The following is a 20,207-nucleotide window of genomic DNA, read 5'->3' as shown; positions in this document are numbered from 1 at the left end:
AGCAAGCTTTCCAGATGTCACTGTCCACTGAGGCGATCGCGACGCTGTCGCACGTGTCCACCGCCACCATCACTACGGTCCTGCTCAAGAAGGGCCTGCGCAACATCTGGATGCGCGGCACCAAACCCTTGAAGCCCGGGCAGAAGCGGTTGGTCGGACCGGCCTTCACGCTCCGCTTCGTGCCGGCCCGCGAGGACCTGGCGACACCGGAATCCTGGTCGTCGCCGATCTCGACCCGTACCGCGATCGAGGCGATGCCGGCAGGCTGCATTGCCGTGGTCGATGCCATGGGCATTACCGATGCCGGCATTTTTGGCGACATCCTGTGCGCCCGCATGGTCAAGCGCGGGGTAACCGCGCTGATCACCGATGGCGTGGTGCGTGACGTCGAGGGCGTGCTCGGCACCGGCCTGCCGGTGTGGTGCGACGGCTACGCCGCGCCGCCGTCGGTTGCAGGGCTGACCTTCGTCGGCTGGGGTGAACCGATCGGCTGCGGCGGCGTTGCCGTGTTTCCGAACGACGTGGTGGTGGCCGACCAGGACGGCGCGGTGCTGATCCCGCAGGCGTTCCTCGACCATGTGCTCGCCGAGGGACCCGAGCAGGAGCGGATGGAAGCCTGGATCGTCAACGAGGTGAACAATGGCGCCCAGCTGCCCGGCCTGTATCCGATGAACGCCGAGACCAAGGCGCGCTACGCCGCATCCAAGAAATAACGTCAAGAGAGGGAGGTAACCCCATGGATATCCACGTTTCGGGCTCGCGGCCGACTCGCCGCGCGCCGAACGAGCATTTCACCGGCAGCGTGCTGCAGGACCCGATCAACATGGCGCCGGCGCCGGCCCGGCTGAATGCCTCGCGCGTGTCGTTCGAGCCGGGTGCCCGCACCGCCTGGCACACCCATCCGCTCGGACAGACGCTGTACGTGATCTCGGGCATCGGTCGCGTGCAGGCCAAGGGTGGCCCGATCCGTGAAATCCGCCCCGGCGACGTCGTCTGGATTCCGCCGAACGAGAAGCACTGGCACGGCGCTTCGCCCGACAACAGCATGACCCATATCGCCATGCAGGAGGCGCTCGATGGCGTATTCTCGACCTGGATGGAGCACGTCACCGACGAGGAGTATAACGGCAAGCTCGGCTGACGGCGTTGCTGGCGAAAACGAAAAGCCCCGCTGATGAAGCGGGGCTTTTTGAGTCCGGGTTGCCGTTTCCCGTCGATCAATTCACCCGCGTCCAGGTCTGTCCGCCGCAGAACATGCCGCCGAACGCGCAGCCTTGGACACGTAGCGTATCGGGGCTTTTCAGCGCGATGGTGGAATCGTAGGTGCTGCCGCTGTTCGGATCGAAGATGCGGCCGCTCCATTTGTCCTTGCCCGGCTTCATGTTGATCAGAACCTGCTCGCCGTTGGCGTTCGATTTCTTGTCGACGGAGTAACCGCAGAGATTGGCGCCGCATTGCTCGATGCGGACCTTGCCTTCCTTCTCTTCGGTCAACCAGACGCCGAGCGGCGAGTTGGCCTGTTGCGCCGGGTTCGCCGCCGGCTTGGGCACAGGCGATGCGGTGCCGACCGTCGGCGCCGGGATTGGATCTGCCGCCGGCGGTGCTGCGTTTTGCTGCACAACTGGCGGCGCCGGCGGTGTGGTCGTTGCCGAAGCCGCCGACTGATCAACGGCAGGCGGAGAAGGTGAGGCAGCGGCTGCGGGTGGCGTGGCAGGCAGGGACGGAGAATCCGTCTTGGCGTCCTTCGGAGCCGTCTCGCGCTTCTGCTCGGCGTCTTTGTGCTTGGCGCGCTTGGTGCTGCGCCCGGTGTTGTCATAGACACCCGGGATCGAAACCGTTCCGCGATCCGGATCGATGCGAATGGTACGGCCGCCGTAATCGAACGTGTATTGCGCCTGCGCTGTCGCCGTGCTCGCCAGCACGAGCGTGGCGATCGCCAGAAGCTTTCTCATCTCGACCTCCAGTGCAGGGAACCCCGTTCGCAAGGCTATCTGGTGGCCGCCTCGCTGAACGTGCCCCAATTCACGGTCAGAACATGAGTCGTGGCCTCGCGCCCCAGGTTCAAATCACCGGATTGCGATCTGGTTTCAGACCGCGCGTATCAATTTTCATCACGGGTGCAGCAAACCTGGCGCAGGCTATTCAAACCACGCGGCATAGATGTTCGCGTAGCTGCCGTCTTCGCGCGCGATGTGGAGCCACTGGTCGACGAACGCCTTCAAGGCGACGTCGCGCTGCATCCAGTAGGCCTTTTCCGCGAAGTCGAAGGGCTTGTCGGGATGCACGGCGCAAAGCACGCCGGGATGCAGTTTCTGCTGATAGCGCGTCTCGGACGCGTCGGTCATCATCAGGTCGGCATCACCCTTGGCGATCTCGTCGAAGATTTTGGTGTTGTCGTTGAAGACACGGATATCGGCGGCCTTCACATTGGCGCGCGCGAAGCGCTCATTGGTACCGCCAGGATTGACGATGACACGGGTGCCGGGTCTGTCGATCTCGGCAATCGTCTCGAACTTGCCCTTGTCGGCGCAGCGCGCGATCGGCGTCTTGCCCTCGCGCATGATCGGTGTCGAGAACAGGCCCTTCTTCTGCCGGTCGAAGGTGATGGAGACGCCGCCCATCGCGATGTCGAAATTGTCGGCCTCGAAATCCCTGGTCATCTGCGGCCACGACGTCGGCACGAACTCGACTTTGACGCCGAGCGCCTTGCCGAGCGATTGCGCCATGTCGACGTCGAAGCCGCGAAACGCCTTGGTCTCCTTGTCGAGCGCCGTGAAGGGCAAATAGTCGCCGGTCATGCCGACGCGCAGCGTGCCGCGCTTGACGATCTCATCGAGCCGGGACGGCGCCTGCTGCGCATGCGCGGTGGAGAGGAGCAGTGCGAGAGCGAGGCCGGCCAGCGCGCGAAACATCAGACGTCTCCGTCAATTCCGATGACATGTCGTTGCGGACCGTTTAGACCAGATGAGACGATCGGGCCAGCATAGCGGGCGCAACAGTGACCATCTCGCTCCACGAAGCATCCGTCGGCGTCTATGTGCCGTTTCTGCGCAATCTTTCCGCGCTGCTCGATCATGCCGAGGCCCATGCCGGGGTTCGCAGGATCGATCCGAACGTGCTGCTCGACATGCGGCTTTCACCGAACATGTACAGCCTGCGCCAGCAGGTCGGGGAGGCGAACCGGCATGTCGTGCTGAGCTGCGCGTTGCTTGCGGGGTGCGCGCCGCCGGCCTTGGCCGACACGGCGCCCGGCATCGCGGGGCTGAAGGCGCAGATTGCCGCCGCGATTGATTTTGCGCAGGGCCTGCCGCGGGAGACGATCGATGGCGCCATCGACAAGGATGTCGTGTTCACATTCCAGAGCGGTGCGACCCGACCGTTCATCGGCAAGTCGCTGATCCTGACCTTCAGCGTGCCGCAGTTCTTCTTCCATGTTGCGACGGCCTACGACATCCTGCGCCATGCCGGCGTCGATCTCGCGAAGAAGGACTTTCTGGGACCACCGAGGCCGCCACAGGGCTAGAGCGTTTTCGAGCGAAGTGGAGACCGGTTCGCGTGAAGAAAACGTGTCAGCACAAGAATCTAGAGCTTCGGTTCTGGTCCAATCAGAACCGGGGCTCTAGGCCTCGTTGCGGTCGCTGCGCAACTGAAGCGCGGCTGCGGTGCGGCTGGCGATCTCGTGCTTGAAATGCTCGAAGCGCTGCCGCGCTTCGGCCTCGCGATCGTCGACGAACTTGATCGCAGCATCTCTGTCCATCGGCCCGTTGACCAGCGGTGTCGAGCCTTCGCCGATGGTCTCGTCGACATAGTATTGGGCGCCGTCCTCGCGCACCGTCCAGCGGAAGCGCAATGCGGCCATCGGGCCGGGGCCGGACTTGGAATAGCCGTTGGCCTCGATCGGTCGGGGCGGCTGGACCGGCTCCGGCTCGCTCGGCTCGGGTTCGCTGAGCTTCGCCTCACTCGGCTCGGACTGTTCGACCGCTAACTCGGATTGATCAAGCGGCGGCGGCTCGACTGTCGTCGGCTCGGCAGGCGGGGACTCCACGGCCACCGTCGTGATGGATACCGTCTCGACGGTAATGACCTCGACGGATGATGGCAGAGGCGGCGGCATCGCTATCGAGACAGGCGGCTCTTCGACAGGCGCAGACGCCTTGTCCGCCGTCTTGTCGGACGACCTGGCATGGGACGATTTGGACTTCTCGGGAGGCGTCGTCGTCTGATCGAGAATGCTCGCGATGGCGGCGAGCGCATTGTCGGTCGGGTCACTCACGGTTCGGTCTCCCAGGCATGGCGCCGGCGGAATCGTGCCAGCGTCCTTCCTATCTACCTGATCTGACTGCCCTTTGTCAGCTAGGCGCAAACCGGCGGCCGCCGGTCCTTCCAGGGCCGGACCTGCTCGAGCTGGCCGGCCAGACGGAACAGCAGTCCTTCCTCGCCGAGCTTGGCCGCGAACATCATGCCGAGCGGCAGACCGGCCTGGTTCCAGGCCAGCGGCACCGACATCGCCGGCTGGCCTGACATGTTGAACATCGAGGTGCCTGGCATGTAGCTGCGCAGCACCGGCGCGATGTGAGTGAGGTCCTCGGACATGGTGTTCAGCTCACCAATGCGAAGCGGCGGCGCACACAGCGTCGGGCTGAGGAAGACGTCGCAGCCTTCGAAGAAGGTCGCGAGCCCGCGCGAGATCTGGAACGCCGCAAGCTGGGCTGCGACGTAGTCGGCCGGGGTCATCTTGACCGAGTTCTGGCCGCTGGCGAGCGTCAGCCGCTCCACGTCATCGGACGTTAGCGTGCGTCCGACGCGCTGCTCGAGCAGGCGGATGGTCAGCGCCGTGTTACCGCCGACGATGGTCGTCATGACCGCGGCGGGATCGGCGGCAAGCGGCGGTGCGCGCTCCTCGACATGGTGGCCGAGGCCCGCGAGCAACTTGGCGACGTCGCGGACCGCCGCGGCGATCTCGGGATCGATAGCATCGCCATAGGGCGACTTGTCGGTGAAGCTGATGCGCAGGTGGCCGGGGTCGCGGCCGACCTCCTGGGAAAACGGCCGCTCCGGCGCCGGCGCGACGTAGAGGCTCGATGGCTCCGGACCATGGATCGCATCCATCATGACCGCGCTGTCGCGGACGCTGATGCTCAGCACATGGCCCACGGAGAAGCCGCCCCAGCCCTCGCCGCGATCGGGACCGCAGGGGTTGCGGGCCCGCGTCGGCTTCATGCCGAACACGCCGGAGGCGGAGGCCGGAATCCGGATCGAGCCGCCGCCGTCGCTGGCATGCGCGACGGGCAGGATGCGTGCAGCGACCGCAGCGCCCGCGCCGCCGGACGAGCCGCCGGAGGAATGGTCGAGATTCCAGGGATTGCGGGTCGGGCCGAACAGGCGGGATTCCGTCGTCGGCATCAGACCGAATTCCGGGCTCGCGCTCTTGCCGAAGATCGCAAGACCGGCATCGAGGAAGCGCTGGGCCAGCGTGCCATTGTGGTCGGCGACGAATTCCTTCAGCAGGCTGGCGCCCGACGTGGTGCGGGTGCCTTCGAGCAGATCGAGATCCTTCAGCAGGAACGGCACGCCGGTGAAGGGGCCGTCGGGCAATCCCTTGGCGACCTGGCGCTCGGCGTAGTCGTAGTGCTTGACCACGACCGCGTTGATGTCAGGATCGACGGCGGCGGTGCGCGCGATCGCCTCGTCGAGCAGTTCCTTTGCCGTCACGTCCTTGTTACGGACGAGCTCGGCGAGACCGACCGCATCGTAGTTGCCGAATTCCTTGAATGCCATGTGCATGCTCCGCATCGCCGGGCCGACCTCGCGGGATCGGCCACGGCGCCAACGAGAAAGGCTGAAAGCTCAGCCGAGGACGTCCTGATTGATCACGTTCTGGCGCAGCGGATTGCCGTCCAGCACGCTCAGGATATTGCGCGCGGTCTGCTCGCTCATGCGATCGACAGCCTCGACGGTCACGCCCGCGACATGCGGTGCCATGATCACATTCGGCAGGGCATGCAGAGGCTGGCCGACCGGCGGCGGCTCGACCTCGAACACGTCGAGGCCGGCGCCGGCGAGCTTGCCCGACACCAGCGCGTCGTGCAGCGCCTTCTCGTCCACGATGCCGCCGCGGGCGGTGTTGATGAGATAGGCGGTCGGCTTCATCAGCCTGATCCGCGCGGCGTTGAATAAGCCGACCGTCTCGGGCGATTTCGGGCAGTGGATCGTGACGAAATCCGCCCGCGGCAGCGCAGCCTCCAGGCTCGGCACCGCCTCACAGCCGGCCGCGGTGATCTCGCTGGCGGGCTTGTAGGGATCATAGACCAGCACGTTCATTTCCATCGCGAGGCAGCGCTTGGCGGTGCGGGTGCCGATGCGGCCGAAGCCGACGATCAGGACCGTCTTTCCATAGAGGTCGAACGGCAACACGCCGAGGCGGCTCGCCCAGGTGCCTTCCTTGACCATGGCGTGCATCTCCTGCGCACGCTTGGCCAGCGTCAGCATCATGAACACGGCGTGCTCGGCGACCGACGGCGAGTTCGCGGTGCCTGCGACCATCAGCGGCACCTTGCGGCGTGACAGTGCCGGCACGTCGACGGCGTCGTAACCGACGCCGATCCGGGTCACCACCAACATGCCCTTGGATGCCTCGAGCTCCGCCTCGCCGAAGCGGGTCGCGCCGAGCGCCACGCCATGGACCGGCGCATGCTGCTCGAGCATCGCCTGGAAGTCCTTGGCCGAGATCAGGTTGGGAAATTCGACGAGTTCTACATCATCCCGCTCGTTGAGGAGGGCCCGCGCCCCCGGAGACAGAGTCTGGGTGATGAAAATCTTCTTCTTGTTGGTGGCCATTTCCTGCCCTTGCGGTTTCTTGTGCGCCGTCAAAGGACGGCACCGGTCACCTCGTTTAGCAAATGCATATTGTTGAGGTCCACAGCCAATCGGAGCGGGCTGCCATCCTGCGCGCCTGCGTTGGGACTGACCCGGCCGCAGAGCTGGGAGCCCTCGAGCGTGAAGTAGACCAGCGTCTCCATGCCCATCGGCTCGGTAACGTCGAGCACCGCGTCGAACGGCTCGACGCCGGGCTCGGCATGCGGCCGGGCCTCCATGACATGCTCGGGCCGGAGGCCCAGCAACAGCTTGTCGGTGCGGGAAATGGCCTGGTAGCGGGCGGCGCGCGCCGGCGGCAGCGGGAAGGCGAGGCGGTCGGTCAGCCGCACGTTGAGCTTGCCGCCGACCTCCTCGAGCCGGCACGGCACGAAGTTCATCGCGGGCGAGCCGATGAAGCTTGCGACGAACCGGGTCGCCGGCTTGTGGTAGAGCTCGTTGGGCGTGCCGATCTGCTCGATCTTGCCGTGGTTCATCACCACCACGCGGTCGGCCAGCGTCATCGCCTCGACCTGGTCATGGGTAACGTAGACAGTCGTGGTGCGGACCTTCTGGTGCACCTTCTTGATCTCGATCCGCATCTGGACGCGCAGCTTGGCATCGAGGTTGGACAGCGGCTCGTCAAACAGGAAAACCTTCGGATTGCGGACGATGGCGCGTCCCATCGCGACACGCTGGCGCTGGCCGCCGGAAAGCTGCTTCGGCTTGCGGTCGATCAGGTCGGTGATGTCGAGCATCCTAGCGGCTTCCGTCACCCGGCTCTTTATCTCGGCCTTGGGGTAGTGCTTCAGCCGCAGCCCGAATGACATGTTCTCGGCGACGGTCATGTGCGGATACAGCGCGTAGTTCTGGAACACCATGGCGATGTCGCGGTCCTTCGGCGGCACGTCGTTGACGACATCGCCGCCGATCATGATGTCGCCGTCGGAGATGTCCTCGAGGCCGGCGATCATCCGCAGCGTCGTCGACTTGCCGCAGCCGCTCGGCCCGACCAGCACCACGAACTCATGGTCGGCGATGTCGAGATCGATGCCGCGCACCGCTTCGACCTCGTCGTAACGTTTAACCACCTTGCGCAAACTGACGTCGGCCATGAATCCTACCCTTGTCCTACCTTTGTCGCGTTCAACCCTTTGTCGCACCGGCGGTCAGGCCGGCAATGTAGTAGTCCATCAAGAAGGCATAGATGATCAGCGGCGGCGCGGCGCCGAGCAGGGCGCCGGTCATGATCTGGCCCCAGTTGAACACGTCGCCCTTGATCAGGGTCGTGATGATGCCGACCGGCAGCACGAGCTGATCGGTCGAGGTGGTGAAGACGAGCGGATAGAGGAACTGGGCCCAGGAGACGGTGAAGGCGAAGATCGTCGCCGCGATCAGGCCGGGCAGGGCGACCGGAATGAAGATTCGGGTCAGGGTCTGGAACCAGCTGGCGCCGTCGATGATCGCGGCCTCGTCGAGCTCCTTCGGGATCGAGGCGAAATAGCCGATCATGATCCAGGTGCAGAACGGCACCGTCAGCGTCGGGTAGATGAACAGCAGCACGTACCAGCGATTGACCAGCTGGATTCCGGTCCAGTCGCCGAACACCGCGAACATCTTGAACAGCGGAATGAACAGCAGGCTGTCGGGAATGAGATAAGTGAGGAACACGCCGGTCGCGAGCGTCGCCGAGCCCCAGAACTTCATCCGCGCCAGCGCAAAGGCCGCCGGCACGCTGATCAGCATCGTGATGGTGACCACGATGATCGAGACCCAGGCCGAGTTCCAGAAGAAGCGCAGGAACTGGTTTGAGGTCAGGAGCTGGATGTAGTTCTCGAATGTCGGATGATAAACCCACCACGGATTGGTCGCCGCCGAGATCTCCGCGCTGCCCTTCAGCGAAGTGATCAGCATGTAGAACGGCGGCACCAGCGAGAAGACCGCAAACAGCGTCAGGAAGAAGTAGGACCAGCGCAGCGCCCAGGTCCGGTCGCGACTCATGCTGCCGTATTTGACCTTGCGGGTCGGCCCCGACTTGTCGATCGTCACCGTGCTCATCAGGATTCGTTCCCGCGTTTGGTGATGTCGCGCAGGATGAAGATCGCCGCGATCGCGAGGATCGGCACCATGAACAACGAGACGCTGGCGCCGAGTGGAATGTCGCTACCCTCGATGCCGACCCGGAACGCCCAGGTCGCGAAGATGTGGGTGTGGTCGAGCGGCCCGCCTGCGGTCAGGATGCGCACGATGTCGAAATTGGCGAAAGTCACGATCAGCGAGAACAGCGTCGTGATCGCGATGATGTTGCGCATCATCGGCAGGGTCACGTACCAGATGCGCTGCCACCAATTGGCGCCGTCGATCGCCGCCGCCTCGTAGAGCTGCTCGGGCACCGATTTCAGCGCCGCCAGATACATGATCATAAAGAACGGCGCGCCGTACCACACGTTGACCAGGATCACCGAAAAGCGCGCCCACATCGCGTCGCCGGTCCAAGGGATCGGCCCGAGGCCGAAGAAGGACAGCGTGTAGTTGAAGGCGCTGTAGGAGGGGTCGAACAGCCACAGCCAGGCCAATGTACTCATCGCCGGCGGAATCACCCATGGCACCAGCAGCATGCCGCGCCATTTGCGCTGCTTGTTGGCGGGGACGTTGTGCACGAAATGCGCGACGATGAAACCGATCAGCGCTTTGAAGATCACCGCCGAGATCGCGAAGATGCAGGATTGCTTGACCACCAGCCAAAAGGTGTCGCGCTTGAACAGGAACTCGAAATTGCCGAAACCGACGAACTTCGTCATCGCCTTGTTCAGCGTCGCCAGATGCAGCGAGTAGATCGCCGGATAGATCACCAGGATGGCGATCAGCAGGATCAGCGGCAGCGTCATCAGGAACGCCGACATCGACTTGCGCCGCAAGGCGTTGCGCAGGCCGACGCGCCTTCGCCCTGCCTGGGCCGCAGCGGTGCGGCTGGATTGGAATGCGACATCAACCATGACGCTGGTCCCTCGCGCGGGTTGGTTGCACGGCTCGCCGGTTCGGCGGTTGGGTTACGAGGACGAAACCTCGCGCGGCCGGCACGACCGGCGGCCGCGCGCGAGCTCGTCCGTTCGTCAGCTTCGCATGAAGCCTTCGCACTCGCCCTCGGCCCAGGCGAGCGTCTTCTCCATGCTTTCACCCTGGTAGTAGCGCAGGCACATCTTGGTCAGGGTGGCCTGGAAGTAGATCTGCTGCGCGACCTTTGGCGGCGCAGGCGAGGCCGCGATCGACAGCGTCTGGTGCTTGTAGGGGTTCGGGTAGTGATAGAGCGTGCCCTTCGGCGGCCCTTGCTCCTCCCAGACCTTCAACGTCGTGAGCTTCTCGTAGGCCGGCAAGTCGTAGCCGCCGCTCGCCACCACCATCTTCTCGATCGACGCCGGCTGCGACAGGAAGGACAGCAGGCTCTTCGCCGCTTCCTTGTTCTTCGAGAACGACCAGATCGACCAGAAAAACGGCAGATAGGGCGCGAAGCGTCCCTTCGGCCCGGCCGGGAACCCGTGCGTCCAGCATTGCTCCGCGACTTGCGGCGCATCGCGCTTGGCGACCGCCCACGCGCTCGGCGGGTTCATGATCATCGCGCCCTTGCCGGCGACCAGCCACTTGTTGTTGGAGGCATCGTCCCATGCGGCAACGTCGGGCGGCAAGAAGGCCAGCAGCTTCTTGTAGTAGTCGAGCGCCGTGCGCACCGCGTCGGTCTTGACGGTCAAATTTCCCTTGGCGTCGACGAGTTGCGCGCCGAACGATTGGAAGATCGCGCCCGCGGTATCGACACTGTCGCTGGTTTCGCCGAGACCGATGCCGAACGGGAATCCAGCCTTGTGGCAGGCCTCAGCCGCCTTGAGGAACGTATCGAGCGTCCAGTTGTCCGCTTTCGGCGGGCTGCCGGCCGGATACATCTCCTGGACGTCGATGTTGGCGTACTTCTTCATCAGGTCGATGCGCGAGCAGGGACCCTTGATCTGGCTGCCGACGCTGGCGGGAACGCCGAGCCATTTGCCGTCGGCCTGGCCGAGATACTTAACCGTGCCGTTGACTTCGCCGTTCAGCTTGATCAGCGGCTCCATGATGTCGTTGACCGGCTCGAGCAGCTCGGCATTGGACTGTGGCCACCAGGTCGGCATCTGGAAGATATCGTGACCGGATTTGGCCTGCGCCTCGGCGGCGATGGTGACGATGTTCTTGTTGCCCTGGCTGGTGATGTAGTCGAGCTGAACCTCGACCTTTTCCTTGGCGGCCCATTCATTGACGAGTTCGGTGGAGGCGCTGTTCGCTCCCGGCACCCAGTGATCCCAGAAGCCCATCGAGAGCTTGCCGGCTGCGTAGGCGCCGCGGACGTAGGGGGCTGTAATGAGCGCCGCCGATGACAGCGCTGTCGCTGCAACGAATTCCCGGCGCGAAAGCTTCTTCCGTGACATGGCATTCCCTCCCTGGTAGCCGACGGACAAAAGGCTTTTTTGAATCCCGTTGTTGTTTTTGTGCGTCGCGTTCGCGCGACGTCGCGGGATTTCATTCACACCGATCAGAACAGAATTGCCGGCTGCTGTCGAGAAACGAGATGCCTGTGCCAACTAGTACTAACGTTGTGGTCAAATCGCAGGCAGTGTCATCGGCATCACCGTAGTTGCCCGTGGTTTGCCGCGCTTCCGATGATCATGCTGCGACGCACGCGGAGGTCGGCGCAGCGACGCTCGCACGCGGACCGGCGTTGAGCCGCAGGTTTCCGGCCGTGCCGGATCGAGCCGTGTTCCGTCATGTTGATGGCGAGCGCGACCGATAGACTTGCCGAAGTCGGAAACGATAAAGTCCGGATTCGTCGAACCTGCCCGCCGAGTCAGTCCTGCAATCCACCACCGATCACGGAGACCCGATCATGCTCATTCCGGTTGCGAAGCTGCGAGCACAATGGAGATTGTGCGCCGCGGTTGGGGCCGCCACCGTCACGCTGCTTGCAGTGCCTCATATGGTCGATGCGCAGATCGTGCAGGGCGTCGAAAATGGCGCGCGCGAAGGCAACAAGGCCGCCGGACCGGTCGGCGGCGTTCTGGGCGGAGCAATCGGCGGCGTCGTCGGAGTGGTGACCGGCGTGACCGGGGTGCTCACCGGCAACAACAACGCCACCCCCAATGCCGGCAACGGCAGGAATGCACAGGCTCCGGCGTCCGGTGACAAACAGGGTGCCAAGGCTGCGAAATCGGCCAAGGCTGGTACCAAAGACACCGCCGCCAAGGACAAGGGCGCAAAGCAAGCGCCGACCGTGCTGACCCAGGCCGCCGCACCGCAGCTCACGGCCGAACAGATCGTCGCCAACAGCGACGCCAACATCGAGCGGATCAAGAAGGAGCTCAACCTGACGCCGGAGCAGGAGAAGAATTGGGCCGGCTTCAACAGTGCGATGCACTATCTCGGGCACAACGGCGCCGACCGTCTCAACCTGCGCATTGCACGGGCGCAGCGCGATCCGCCTGACGATATCATCGAGCAGATGCGCAACGAGGCCCAGTTCCTCAACGACCGCGCCGTCGACCAGCGCAGCGTCGCCGACGCCGCCGAGCCGCTCTATGCGAGCCTCGACGACAAGCAGAAACAAATCTTCATCAACGAAATGGTCCGCCTCAGCCACGAACGCGGGCTCGATTGAGGATCCATCGTCGGCGAAGTGGGGACGAATAGCCGGGCCACCAGGCCCTGGGGTAGGTTAAAGGCGCAGCACCCGGCTATTCTGCCGCAGCGGCGCGGCCCGGTTAATTCGTCATTCAATGTTGAAGAAAAACGGACCGGATCACGCCCGAGTGATGGCCGAGTCGGGGCCTTGTCAGGAACCGCTTTGCCGACGTGAAAATTGGCCGGCACATGCACCGGCCATCTATTGAGCAGCGGGATAATCCGGCGAAGACCGGTTCAGGTCTTCGGGAAGTTCAGCTCCACGCCGACGCCATCGGGATCGTAGAGGAAGATCTGGGTGTCGCCAGTGCGCGGCACGATCTGCTCGCGGAAGCTGATGTTGTTCGCCTGCAGGCGCTTGCGCACGGCGTCGACGTCGGTGGCTGCGAAGGCAATATGATCGAGCCGGCCGGTGTCGTCATATTTCTTCTCGGTGCCGCGCACCACGATGCCGTCGCGCGGCTTCCGGTTGCCCATCAAATGGACGGTGGCCTGGCCGCCGGAATAGAGCCAGTAGCCGGGGAAATCGAGCGGCGGACGATCGCCGTTCTCGAGGCCGAGCACGTCGCAATAGAACGCTTTGGTCTTTTCCAGATCCTGCGGCTCGATTGTGTAATGCTGCAGTCCGCCCAATGGCATGGTTCTTCTCCTTGAGAATTAGGGTTAGACGAAGCTGAGATCGGCCTCGACGCCCAGCATCCAGGCGCCGACGGTCTCGAAATGACTGAAGCGGCCCTGCAGTTGCTGGGTCACGGTGTGGATGTCGCGGAAGCGCCGTTCCAGCGGATGGCCGTCGAAGATCGCGGTGGCGCCGGCCGTGTTGTAGGCGAAGTCGACGGCCTCCCGCGCCTTGTGGATGGCGTGGGTTGCCGCCATCCGGATCGTGATGCGCTGAGCGACCGTGATGCTGTAGCCGGCAACCAGGTCCTTCCAGATGTCCGCCATCGACTGCAGCAGGAAGCCGCGGGCGGCGCGCAGATTGACCTCGGCCTGGGCGAGGCCCGATTGCACCACGGCATTGTCGCGCAGCGCCTTCTGCATGCCGCGCGGCACCTTGTTGCGGGCGACGTCGACGAAATTGTCCAGCGCGCTACGGGCGATGCCGCAGGCAACGCCGGCGAAGCCGACCTGGTAGCAGGTGTGGTTGCTCATCCGGTACAGCGGCCCGTTCTCGCGGCATTCGCGATCGAACTCGCGGGTGATCGAATGGTCCGAACGGACGAAGACATCGTTCAGCGCGAACTGGTCGCTGGCGGTGCCGCGCAGCCCGACCGTGTTCCAGATATCGGTCCATTCGACGTCTTCGGTCCGCACCAGCATGGTGCGCTCGACCTGTTCGCCATTGGCGTCGCGACGCGGCGAGCCATCCGCGGCATAGATCGGGCAGTGGGCGCCGAGCCAGGTGGCGTGCCGGCCGCCTGATGCAAACGACCACACCCCGGTGACGCGGTAGCCGCCCGCGCATTCGATCGCCTTGACCTTCGGACCGGGTCCCCAGGCCAACACGGCGCGCGGGTCGGCGAACATCTCCTGCGCGACCGGCAGGTCGAGATAGGCCGCCGACATCGCGCAGCCGCCAGCCTGGCTCAGGCACCACGCCGTCGAGGCATCGGCCTTGGCGATGGTTTCGATGACATGGAAGAAGGTGACGGGATCGGTCTCGATCCCGTTCGTCGAGCGCGGCAAGAGCAGGCGGAACAGCCGCGCCTCGTGCAGCCGGTCGAGCAGGTCGGGCGGCAGGCGGCGCGTCGTCTCGATCGTGTCGGAGGCCGCTGCAACCGCGTCCCTGACCGCCTCGGCGCGGGCGATCACGTCGCGATCACCGGCAAGATCGGCTGAAGTCACGCTCATGCTGGCCTCCCTCAGGCGCGTCGGATGGTGGCGGAGGCCGCGACGTCAGCTGCCGCGTTGAGCTCCTTGTCGATCTGCTCGATCGACTTGCCCCGCGTCTCGAGCCCGAAGAACAGATAGACGGCACCCGCCATCAGGAACCAGCAGCCGAGATAGACGAAGGCAGTCGGGATCTGGGTCAGCGGCACGTCCGGCTTGAGATAGTTGTTCGAGCCGACGATCAGGGCAAGCCCGACCGGCCCGATGATCTTGCCGATGCCGCCGAAGCCATAGGCCGATCCCATGCCGGTGGTGCGAAGATGTGACGGCCAGACCTCCGCGGCATAGGGCCCAACGATCGCAAAGCCGCCGTCGGCGAAGAAGAACGCGGCGCCGAGCAGCAGCCAGAACGCCGACATGCCGAACAGCGTCGCGTCGTAGTGGTAGCCGGCAATAATGGTCAGCGCGCCGGCGCCGAAGCCGAGCAGGCCGCCGGCGACGCGCCGTCCCAGCAGTTCCGAGAAATACGAGAACGAGATGCGGCCGAGGAAGCCGGTGATGCTGAGCAGGATCATCATCTTGGCGGCCTCCTGCGGCGTGACCTTCAAGAGCAGCACGAACAGCGCGGGCGCCCACAGCGTGATGCCGTAGACGCCGGTCTGCGCACCCGCATTGCCAAGCCAGGAGACGATGAGGCTACGCGGATATTTGAACAGGTCGAACCAACTGGTCTTGACGATCGGGCCGGCGTCGGCCGCGCTCGGCAATGGCAGTTCCGAAGGCGGCACCTCGAGGGCCCAGGCCAGCGACTTGCGGGCTTCGTCATAGCGTCCCTGCCGGCACAGCCAGCGCGGCGATTCCGGGACCCAGAGCCGGATCAGCAGCACCATCACCGACGGCAGCACGCCGATCGCAAACAGCAGCCGCCACTGATCAGAGCCCATGATCGCGCCCAGCACCGCGCCGAGGCCGACGCCGAGCGGGATCACGCAGGTGACGAGGCCGCCGACCCAGCCGCGCTTGTGCGAGGGCATGAACTCCTGCACCAGCGGCAGGTCGACGCAATAGAGGCCGCCGACGCCGGTGCCGACGAAGAAGCGCAGGATCGCCAGATAGACCCAGCCGTTATCGGGCGTGAAATAGAGCAGCCCGGTCGCGATCGAGAAGTTCAGGACGGTGCCGGTGAAGACGATGCGGCGCCCGACCCGGTCGGCGAGCCAGCCCCAGAGATAGGCACCGAGGATGGCGCCGATGCCGGAACTCATCAGCACGGTGGCCGATTGGCCGAAGGTGAGTTTCCACGGCCCGATCAGGAACGCGAGCACAAAGCCGATCAGGAAGTAGTCGAAGAACTCCAGCGCATCGCCGATGATGGCCGCCGCAAGGATCTTGATCTGGTTGCCGGTCAGAGCCGTCCGGCGATCGAGAATCTCGAACATGGCGCGTCTCCCCATGGCGCCTGTTCGTTGCTGTTGGGTGCGTGCGTCGCGCCAGCGCATCGCCCATAGGGTGAGGCTATCCTCGCTGTCGCTAACGGCAAGCCCACACCGACGCGGGGCTCATCTGCACGGGCGCACAAGCAATCTGCCTTACCGCTGCGCACAAATCGTGGTGCGAAAGCCCGATGTAAGCCGCGGGAGCCGTTGACTCCTGCAATGCCGATCGCCCACGTTCGCGTGACGAAAACCGAGGGGCAGGCCGGGTGGACGAAAAGCGCAAGCATCCACGAACCGAGATCGATGAACCCGGCTACGTCTCGTCGGGCGGATCGGTCATGCATTGCACGATCGTGAACATATCGCCGGAGGGCGCCGCCATCGAGGTCGAGAATCCGGCCTTCGTCCCGCACAGATTCCGCCTGGTGATGGCCAACGACGCCTCGGTGGTCTACGAGTGCCAGGTGATCTGGAGCAAGAAGACGCGAATTGGGCTGAGCTTCGTGCCGACCGCCTGAGCGCCGTACGCCGGTTCCGACCACGTTCCGAAACGCGTCGACTGGCCTGTCACGCTGTTCCGCACGGCTTGACGCGGCGCAAAAAAAGGCTCCGCGCTTTCGCGGCGGAGCCGTTTGGGATGGTCGTTTGCCGATTACGAACGCGCGTTCAACGCGAGACCGACAGCTTCGTTCCCGGCGGTCGGAGAATCTTTTCGGACCGGCGTCAGCGCCACATGCCGCGCATCCGGGCGCCGACGTCGATCGGCGGCGCGCGGTTGGCGGAGGAGGCCTGCGCGGCGCCGGCTCGCGGCCAGCTGGTCCGCTCGAACATCGGCAGCAGCCGCTCCGGGATGAAACGGGTGCGCGAGGCGTACATGTGGCGGTCGCCCTTGGCGGCCTGGCCGTGGACGAAAAAGCGCTGCGGTACCATCAGATGCAGATCGTCCTTGGCGCGGGTCATCGCGACATAGAGCAGGCGGCGTTCCTCCTCGAGCTCGGCCGAGGTGCCGGCACCGAGATCGGAGGGCATGCAGCCGTCGACGACATTGAGCACGTAGACGGATTTCCATTCCTGCCCCTTGGCGGAGTGGATCGTCGACAGGATCAGATAGTCCTCGTCGAGCAGCGGCACGCCGGCCTGATCGCTGGTGGCGTCGGGCGGATCGAGCGTGAGCTCGGTGAGGAAGCGTTCGCGTGACGGATAGCCGGCGGCGATCTGCTCGAGCTGAATGAGGTCGGCGCGGCGCACCTCGCTGTCCTCGTGGATGCGATCGAGATGCGGCTCGTACCACAGGCGCGCGCGTTCGACGTCGACAGGCCATTCCGAGTAGCGGAGGTTCTCGATTGCCTCGACGAACAGCCGCCAGTCGGCGCCGGCGCGGGGCGGGGCGGGCAGCGCTGCGAGCGCGGCGATCGGATCGGCCGCCTCGCTCATGCGGTCGAGCACGCGCTGCGCCGAGGCCGGCCCGACACCGGGCAACAGATGCAGGATGCGAAAGCCGGCGACCCGGTCGCGCGGATTGGCGGTGAAGCGCAGCAGTGCCAGCATGTCCTTGACGTGCGCAGCGTCGAGGAATTTGAGGCCGCCGAATTTCACGAACGGAATGTTGCGGCGGGTCAGCTCGACCTCCAGCGGTCCGCTGTGCGATGAGGTGCGGAACAACACCGCCTGATGCTTCAACAGCGTGCCTTCCTCACGGTTGGCCAGCACCTGCTCGACGATGTAACGGGCCTGGTCGGCTTCATCGCGGATCGTGACGAGCAGAGGCTTGCGGGTCGAGGTCCGATCGGTCCACAGGTTCTTGGTGAAGCGTTCCTTGGCGAACGAGATCACGCCATTGGCGGCCGACAGGATCGGCTGCGTCGAGCGGTAGTTGCGGTCGAGCGTGATGATCTCGGCGGCCGGGCTGAACTGGCTCGGGAAGTCGAGGATGTTTCGCACGGTGGCGGCGCGGAACGAGTAGATCGACTGTGCGTCGTCGCCGACGACGGTGAGCCCGCGTCCGGCCGGCTTGAGCGCGAGCAGGATGGAGGACTGCAGGCGGTTGGTGTCCTGATATTCGTCGACCATCACATGGTCGAAGCGGCCGCCGATCTCTTCTGCGAGCGCCGTATCCGTCACCATCTGCGCCCAGTAGAGCAGGAGGTCGTCATAATCGAGCACGTTCTGGCGCTGCTTGGCTTCGACATAGGCCGCGAACAATTGCTTCAACTCGCTGGCCCAGCCGGAGCACCACGGGAAGAACTGGCCCAGCACGGCCTCGATCGGCATCTCCGCGTTGACGCAGCGCGAATAGATCGCAAGGCAGGTGCCTTTGGTCGGGAACCGGCTTTCGGTGCGGGAGAAGCCGAGATCGTGGCGGACCAGGTTGATCAGGTCGGCGGAGTCCTCACGGTCATGGATCGTGAAGGCCGGGTCGAGCGCGATACGTTCGGCGAATTCACGGAGCAGCCGCGCGCCGATGCCGTGGAAGGTGCCGGCCCAACTCAGCGCATCGGTCATGATCGAGGCGCGATCGCCGAGCACGCGCCGCGCGATGCGCTCGACACGGCCGGCCATCTCGGCGGCGGCGCGCCGCGAAAAGGTCATCAACAGGATGCGGCGCGGATCGGCACCCGCGACGATCAGATGCGCGACCCGATGGGCGAGCGTGTTGGTCTTGCCGGAGCCTGCACCGGCGATCACCAGCAGCGGCGCGCCGACAATGCCGTCCTTGCCGACGCCGTGCTCGACGGCGCGGCGCTGCTCGGAATTGAGCGCATCGAGATAGGCTGTGTTGGCAAGATCAGGCACGAATCACCCCCACGAAACGCTAACAGACATTGCGATTCAGTGGGGCCGGCGCACCCGCGTCCGAGCAGAGAAATTAGATTGACATTAACGCGGCACGGCGCACAACCGCGCCATGGGTGACCCTTCCAAATCCGACACGCCGCTGAAGGCGACATTCAAGGTGCGGCTGAACGGCGAGACGGTAACGCTCGCGACCGTTGGCCAAGCCTATCGCTTCATCAGCAATCTCAGCGCCGTCGAATGGATGGAGTTCCGCTCACTGCATGACGATGCCTTGGTCGCGCTGGAGCGCGCAGCCGGCAATGCCATGCTGACGGTGCAGGCAACCAACGCGCTCCGGACGCTGTTCGTCCGCGCCAAATTGCTTTGAAAAGAAATGGGCCGCCTTGGCCCTCCGAGGCGGCCCGAGAGTCCGGCCGAAAGCGCAATGCGCACCCGGCCGTCGCGTGTACCGCCGTTACCTTGTTTGCGGCCATAACGAGCGGGCTTTACGAAAGGCGCGCCGATTCGGCTGTAGCTGCAAAACCACAATCACTGGCCGTCGTCGTCAGCGAGGCGATCGTACACAAGGGCAGAGCGCAAGTTGATCGTTGCGATCCTCAGATAGCTGGGCTCGCGCATGGCGTTGTTGAACATCAGGATCGCAATCTTCCAGTACCCGCGCTCGCGCTGATCCACGTTCAATGCTGACAAATAGTCCGCCGCGTCGCCGACGGTTGCGAGCGTTCGCCCGTCTTTCAGCGTGATCGGGAACGCAAGCGGCGACCGCTTCTCCAACTCCAGCACGAAAGCTCCCCCAAAGACCCAAGCAGCAATACCAGAACAGGGCTGGCTGCGCCGCTATATCAAAGCCTTAAGGGAGTGTCCGGCTCGGCCGGTGCGGTGGTTCAGAAAGAATCCGCCAGTGCGATCTCCGCCTTCAGGGCATCGATGCGCCGTTCGGCTTCCTCCGATGTCAGGTCGCGCGCGTACTGGTTCGGCTGATAGGCCTCCTCGGCCAGGCTCCTCAACCGCAGCGCCTGGGCACGCGACATCAGCCCGCCAAGCCGCTCCGCAACCCCGCCAAATCTCACCGCTGCCATGCTCATCGCTCACCTCGCTTGCCGGATCGTGACTTGACAATATGTTCTATTTTTGTTCTAACAAGCCATGGACAACAAGATCAATGAAATTCGTCGCAGGATCAGCACTTTGCGCGCTGAGATGACCTTGGTCGAGGCGTCGATCCGGGACCAGGTCAACCGCGATCTGGATTGCAGCGAGGCGTCATACCGGCTGATGGCGATGCGCGCCGAAGTGGCCGAGCTCGTCGGCCGCTGGAAGGCCGCCGGCGGCGGCGAGCGTCTCCCCACGGTTCGGGAGCGGCTGAGCCGAAGCTACGGCGATCGTCCGGTCGCAACCGCCAAGCCGAGCCACGCCAAATCGGACAAGGGCAAGGGGAGGCCGGGCCACAGCAACGCGAGGGTTTGATCGACCCGAACGAGCGGGCGGGCGCGTCGCGTGGGCCCGCGCCCAAATCTGGTTTCGAGACGGGAACCCGAGCCACGGGGTGGGCATTTTCTTGTGGTGAGAGCCAACACCATAGCATCGCCCAGC

The 20,207-nt window shown here is 64.5% G+C and carries 22 protein-coding genes; 7 read left to right on the top strand and 15 right to left on the bottom strand.

Features of this window, described 5'->3' with window-relative positions; all coding sequences use genetic code 11:
• Positions 1-14: 14 nt before the first annotated feature.
• Together ACVISU_RS01345 and ACVISU_RS01340 are read left to right on the top strand one after the other, a co-directional pair.
• Positions 15-713 carry a ribonuclease activity regulator RraA gene (locus tag ACVISU_RS01345; protein ID WP_050406652.1) on the top strand — a complete coding sequence of 233 codons (699 nt, stop codon included), beginning with the start codon at positions 15-17 and terminating at the stop codon, positions 711-713.
• 23 nt (positions 714-736) lie between these two features.
• A complete protein-coding gene (locus tag ACVISU_RS01340) occupies positions 737-1,141 on the top strand; it encodes a (R)-mandelonitrile lyase (protein ID WP_050406653.1) in 405 nt (134 codons plus the stop codon).
• Between the two features lie 76 nt (positions 1,142-1,217).
• Here the strand turns inward: ACVISU_RS01340 and ACVISU_RS01335 are convergent, their stop codons facing one another.
• Both ACVISU_RS01335 and ACVISU_RS01330 read right to left on the bottom strand, forming a co-directional pair.
• Entirely contained in the window at positions 1,218-1,952 is a 735-nt protein-coding gene (locus ACVISU_RS01335) for a DUF2147 domain-containing protein (protein WP_456705740.1), read from the bottom strand.
• Between the two features lie 186 nt (positions 1,953-2,138).
• Entirely contained in the window at positions 2,139-2,912 is a 774-nt protein-coding gene (locus ACVISU_RS01330; protein ID WP_456705739.1) for a transporter substrate-binding domain-containing protein, read from the bottom strand.
• A gap of 86 nt (positions 2,913-2,998) precedes the next feature.
• Between ACVISU_RS01330 and ACVISU_RS01325 the strand changes: the two genes are divergently transcribed.
• Complete coding sequence (locus tag ACVISU_RS01325) at positions 2,999-3,523, top strand: DUF1993 domain-containing protein (protein ID WP_456705738.1); 525 nt, start codon at positions 2,999-3,001, stop codon at positions 3,521-3,523.
• 96 nt (positions 3,524-3,619) lie between these two features.
• On the opposite strand, the gene ACVISU_RS01320 is transcribed toward ACVISU_RS01325, so the two are convergent.
• The 7 genes from ACVISU_RS01320 to ACVISU_RS01290 all read right to left on the bottom strand — a co-directional run bounded on the left by ACVISU_RS01320 (position 3,620) and on the right by ACVISU_RS01290 (position 11,306).
• Positions 3,620-4,273: a hypothetical protein gene (locus ACVISU_RS01320; protein ID WP_456705737.1), complete on the bottom strand. Its 654-nt coding sequence runs from the start codon at positions 4,271-4,273 to the stop codon at positions 3,620-3,622.
• 80 nt (positions 4,274-4,353) lie between these two features.
• On the bottom strand, positions 4,354-5,778 hold the full coding sequence (locus ACVISU_RS01315) for an amidase (RefSeq protein WP_456705736.1): 1,425 nt from the start codon (positions 5,776-5,778) through the stop codon (positions 4,354-4,356).
• Positions 5,779-5,847: 69 nt separating this feature from the next.
• The gene (locus tag ACVISU_RS01310; protein WP_456705735.1) at positions 5,848-6,837 is read right to left on the bottom strand and encodes a hydroxyacid dehydrogenase; all 990 of its coding nucleotides are present in this window, start codon (positions 6,835-6,837) and stop codon (positions 5,848-5,850) included.
• Positions 6,838-6,866: 29 nt separating this feature from the next.
• The gene (locus tag ACVISU_RS01305; protein WP_456705734.1) at positions 6,867-7,967 is read right to left on the bottom strand and encodes an ABC transporter ATP-binding protein; all 1,101 of its coding nucleotides are present in this window, start codon (positions 7,965-7,967) and stop codon (positions 6,867-6,869) included.
• Between the two features lie 31 nt (positions 7,968-7,998).
• Positions 7,999-8,910: a carbohydrate ABC transporter permease gene (locus ACVISU_RS01300; RefSeq protein WP_456705733.1), complete on the bottom strand. Its 912-nt coding sequence runs from the start codon at positions 8,908-8,910 to the stop codon at positions 7,999-8,001.
• Positions 8,910-9,848, bottom strand: a complete 939-nt coding sequence (locus ACVISU_RS01295) for a carbohydrate ABC transporter permease (protein ID WP_050406662.1) — start codon at positions 9,846-9,848, stop codon at positions 8,910-8,912. Before ACVISU_RS01295 ends, ACVISU_RS01300 begins: the two co-directional genes overlap by 1 nt.
• 117 nt (positions 9,849-9,965) lie before the next feature.
• A complete protein-coding gene (locus ACVISU_RS01290) occupies positions 9,966-11,306 on the bottom strand; it encodes an ABC transporter substrate-binding protein (protein WP_050406663.1) in 1,341 nt (446 codons plus the stop codon).
• 455 nt (positions 11,307-11,761) lie between these two features.
• Between ACVISU_RS01290 and ACVISU_RS01285 the strand changes: the two genes are divergently transcribed.
• Positions 11,762-12,529 (top strand): Spy/CpxP family protein refolding chaperone, encoded by a 768-nt coding sequence (locus ACVISU_RS01285; RefSeq protein WP_456705732.1) that lies wholly within the window; start codon positions 11,762-11,764, stop codon positions 12,527-12,529.
• Between the two features lie 260 nt (positions 12,530-12,789).
• Here ACVISU_RS01285 and ACVISU_RS01280 read toward each other — a convergent pair whose 3' ends face one another.
• The 3 genes from ACVISU_RS01280 to ACVISU_RS01270 are packed head-to-tail and all read right to left on the bottom strand — an operon-like array spanning position 12,790 to position 15,821.
• Positions 12,790-13,191 carry a VOC family protein gene (locus ACVISU_RS01280; RefSeq protein WP_456705731.1) on the bottom strand — a complete coding sequence of 134 codons (402 nt, stop codon included), beginning with the start codon at positions 13,189-13,191 and terminating at the stop codon, positions 12,790-12,792.
• A 24-nt stretch (positions 13,192-13,215) separates the two neighbouring features.
• Entirely contained in the window at positions 13,216-14,403 is a 1,188-nt protein-coding gene (locus tag ACVISU_RS01275; protein ID WP_456705730.1) for an acyl-CoA dehydrogenase family protein, read from the bottom strand.
• A gap of 11 nt (positions 14,404-14,414) precedes the next feature.
• Complete coding sequence (locus tag ACVISU_RS01270) at positions 14,415-15,821, bottom strand: MFS transporter (protein ID WP_456705729.1); 1,407 nt, start codon at positions 15,819-15,821, stop codon at positions 14,415-14,417.
• Positions 15,822-16,084: 263 nt separating this feature from the next.
• Between ACVISU_RS01270 and ACVISU_RS01265 the strand changes: the two genes are divergently transcribed.
• The gene (locus ACVISU_RS01265; RefSeq protein WP_050406668.1) at positions 16,085-16,336 is read left to right on the top strand and encodes a PilZ domain-containing protein; all 252 of its coding nucleotides are present in this window, start codon (positions 16,085-16,087) and stop codon (positions 16,334-16,336) included.
• A 205-nt stretch (positions 16,337-16,541) separates the two neighbouring features.
• On the opposite strand, the gene ACVISU_RS01260 is transcribed toward ACVISU_RS01265, so the two are convergent.
• A complete protein-coding gene (locus tag ACVISU_RS01260; protein ID WP_456705728.1) occupies positions 16,542-18,611 on the bottom strand; it encodes an ATP-dependent helicase in 2,070 nt (689 codons plus the stop codon).
• A gap of 112 nt (positions 18,612-18,723) precedes the next feature.
• Here ACVISU_RS01260 and ACVISU_RS01255 point away from each other — a divergent pair, with 112 nt between their 5' ends.
• Positions 18,724-18,981 (top strand): hypothetical protein, encoded by a 258-nt coding sequence (locus ACVISU_RS01255; RefSeq protein ID WP_050406670.1) that lies wholly within the window; start codon positions 18,724-18,726, stop codon positions 18,979-18,981.
• A 161-nt stretch (positions 18,982-19,142) separates the two neighbouring features.
• Here ACVISU_RS01255 and ACVISU_RS01250 read toward each other — a convergent pair whose 3' ends face one another.
• On the bottom strand, positions 19,143-19,397 hold the full coding sequence (locus tag ACVISU_RS01250) for a hypothetical protein (RefSeq protein WP_456705727.1): 255 nt from the start codon (positions 19,395-19,397) through the stop codon (positions 19,143-19,145).
• A 101-nt stretch (positions 19,398-19,498) separates the two neighbouring features.
• Positions 19,499-19,699 (bottom strand): DUF3072 domain-containing protein, encoded by a 201-nt coding sequence (locus ACVISU_RS01245; RefSeq protein WP_063695424.1) that lies wholly within the window; start codon positions 19,697-19,699, stop codon positions 19,499-19,501.
• Positions 19,700-19,802: 103 nt separating this feature from the next.
• Here ACVISU_RS01245 and ACVISU_RS01240 point away from each other — a divergent pair, with 103 nt between their 5' ends.
• Entirely contained in the window at positions 19,803-20,081 is a 279-nt protein-coding gene (locus tag ACVISU_RS01240; RefSeq protein WP_157113466.1) for a hypothetical protein, read from the top strand.
• Positions 20,082-20,207 lie beyond the last annotated feature (126 nt).

It is taken from the genome of Bradyrhizobium sp. USDA 4452, assembly GCF_054063575.1.
Note: the sequence above shows the minus strand (reverse complement) of the source record. Positions and strands in the feature narration are given on the sequence as shown.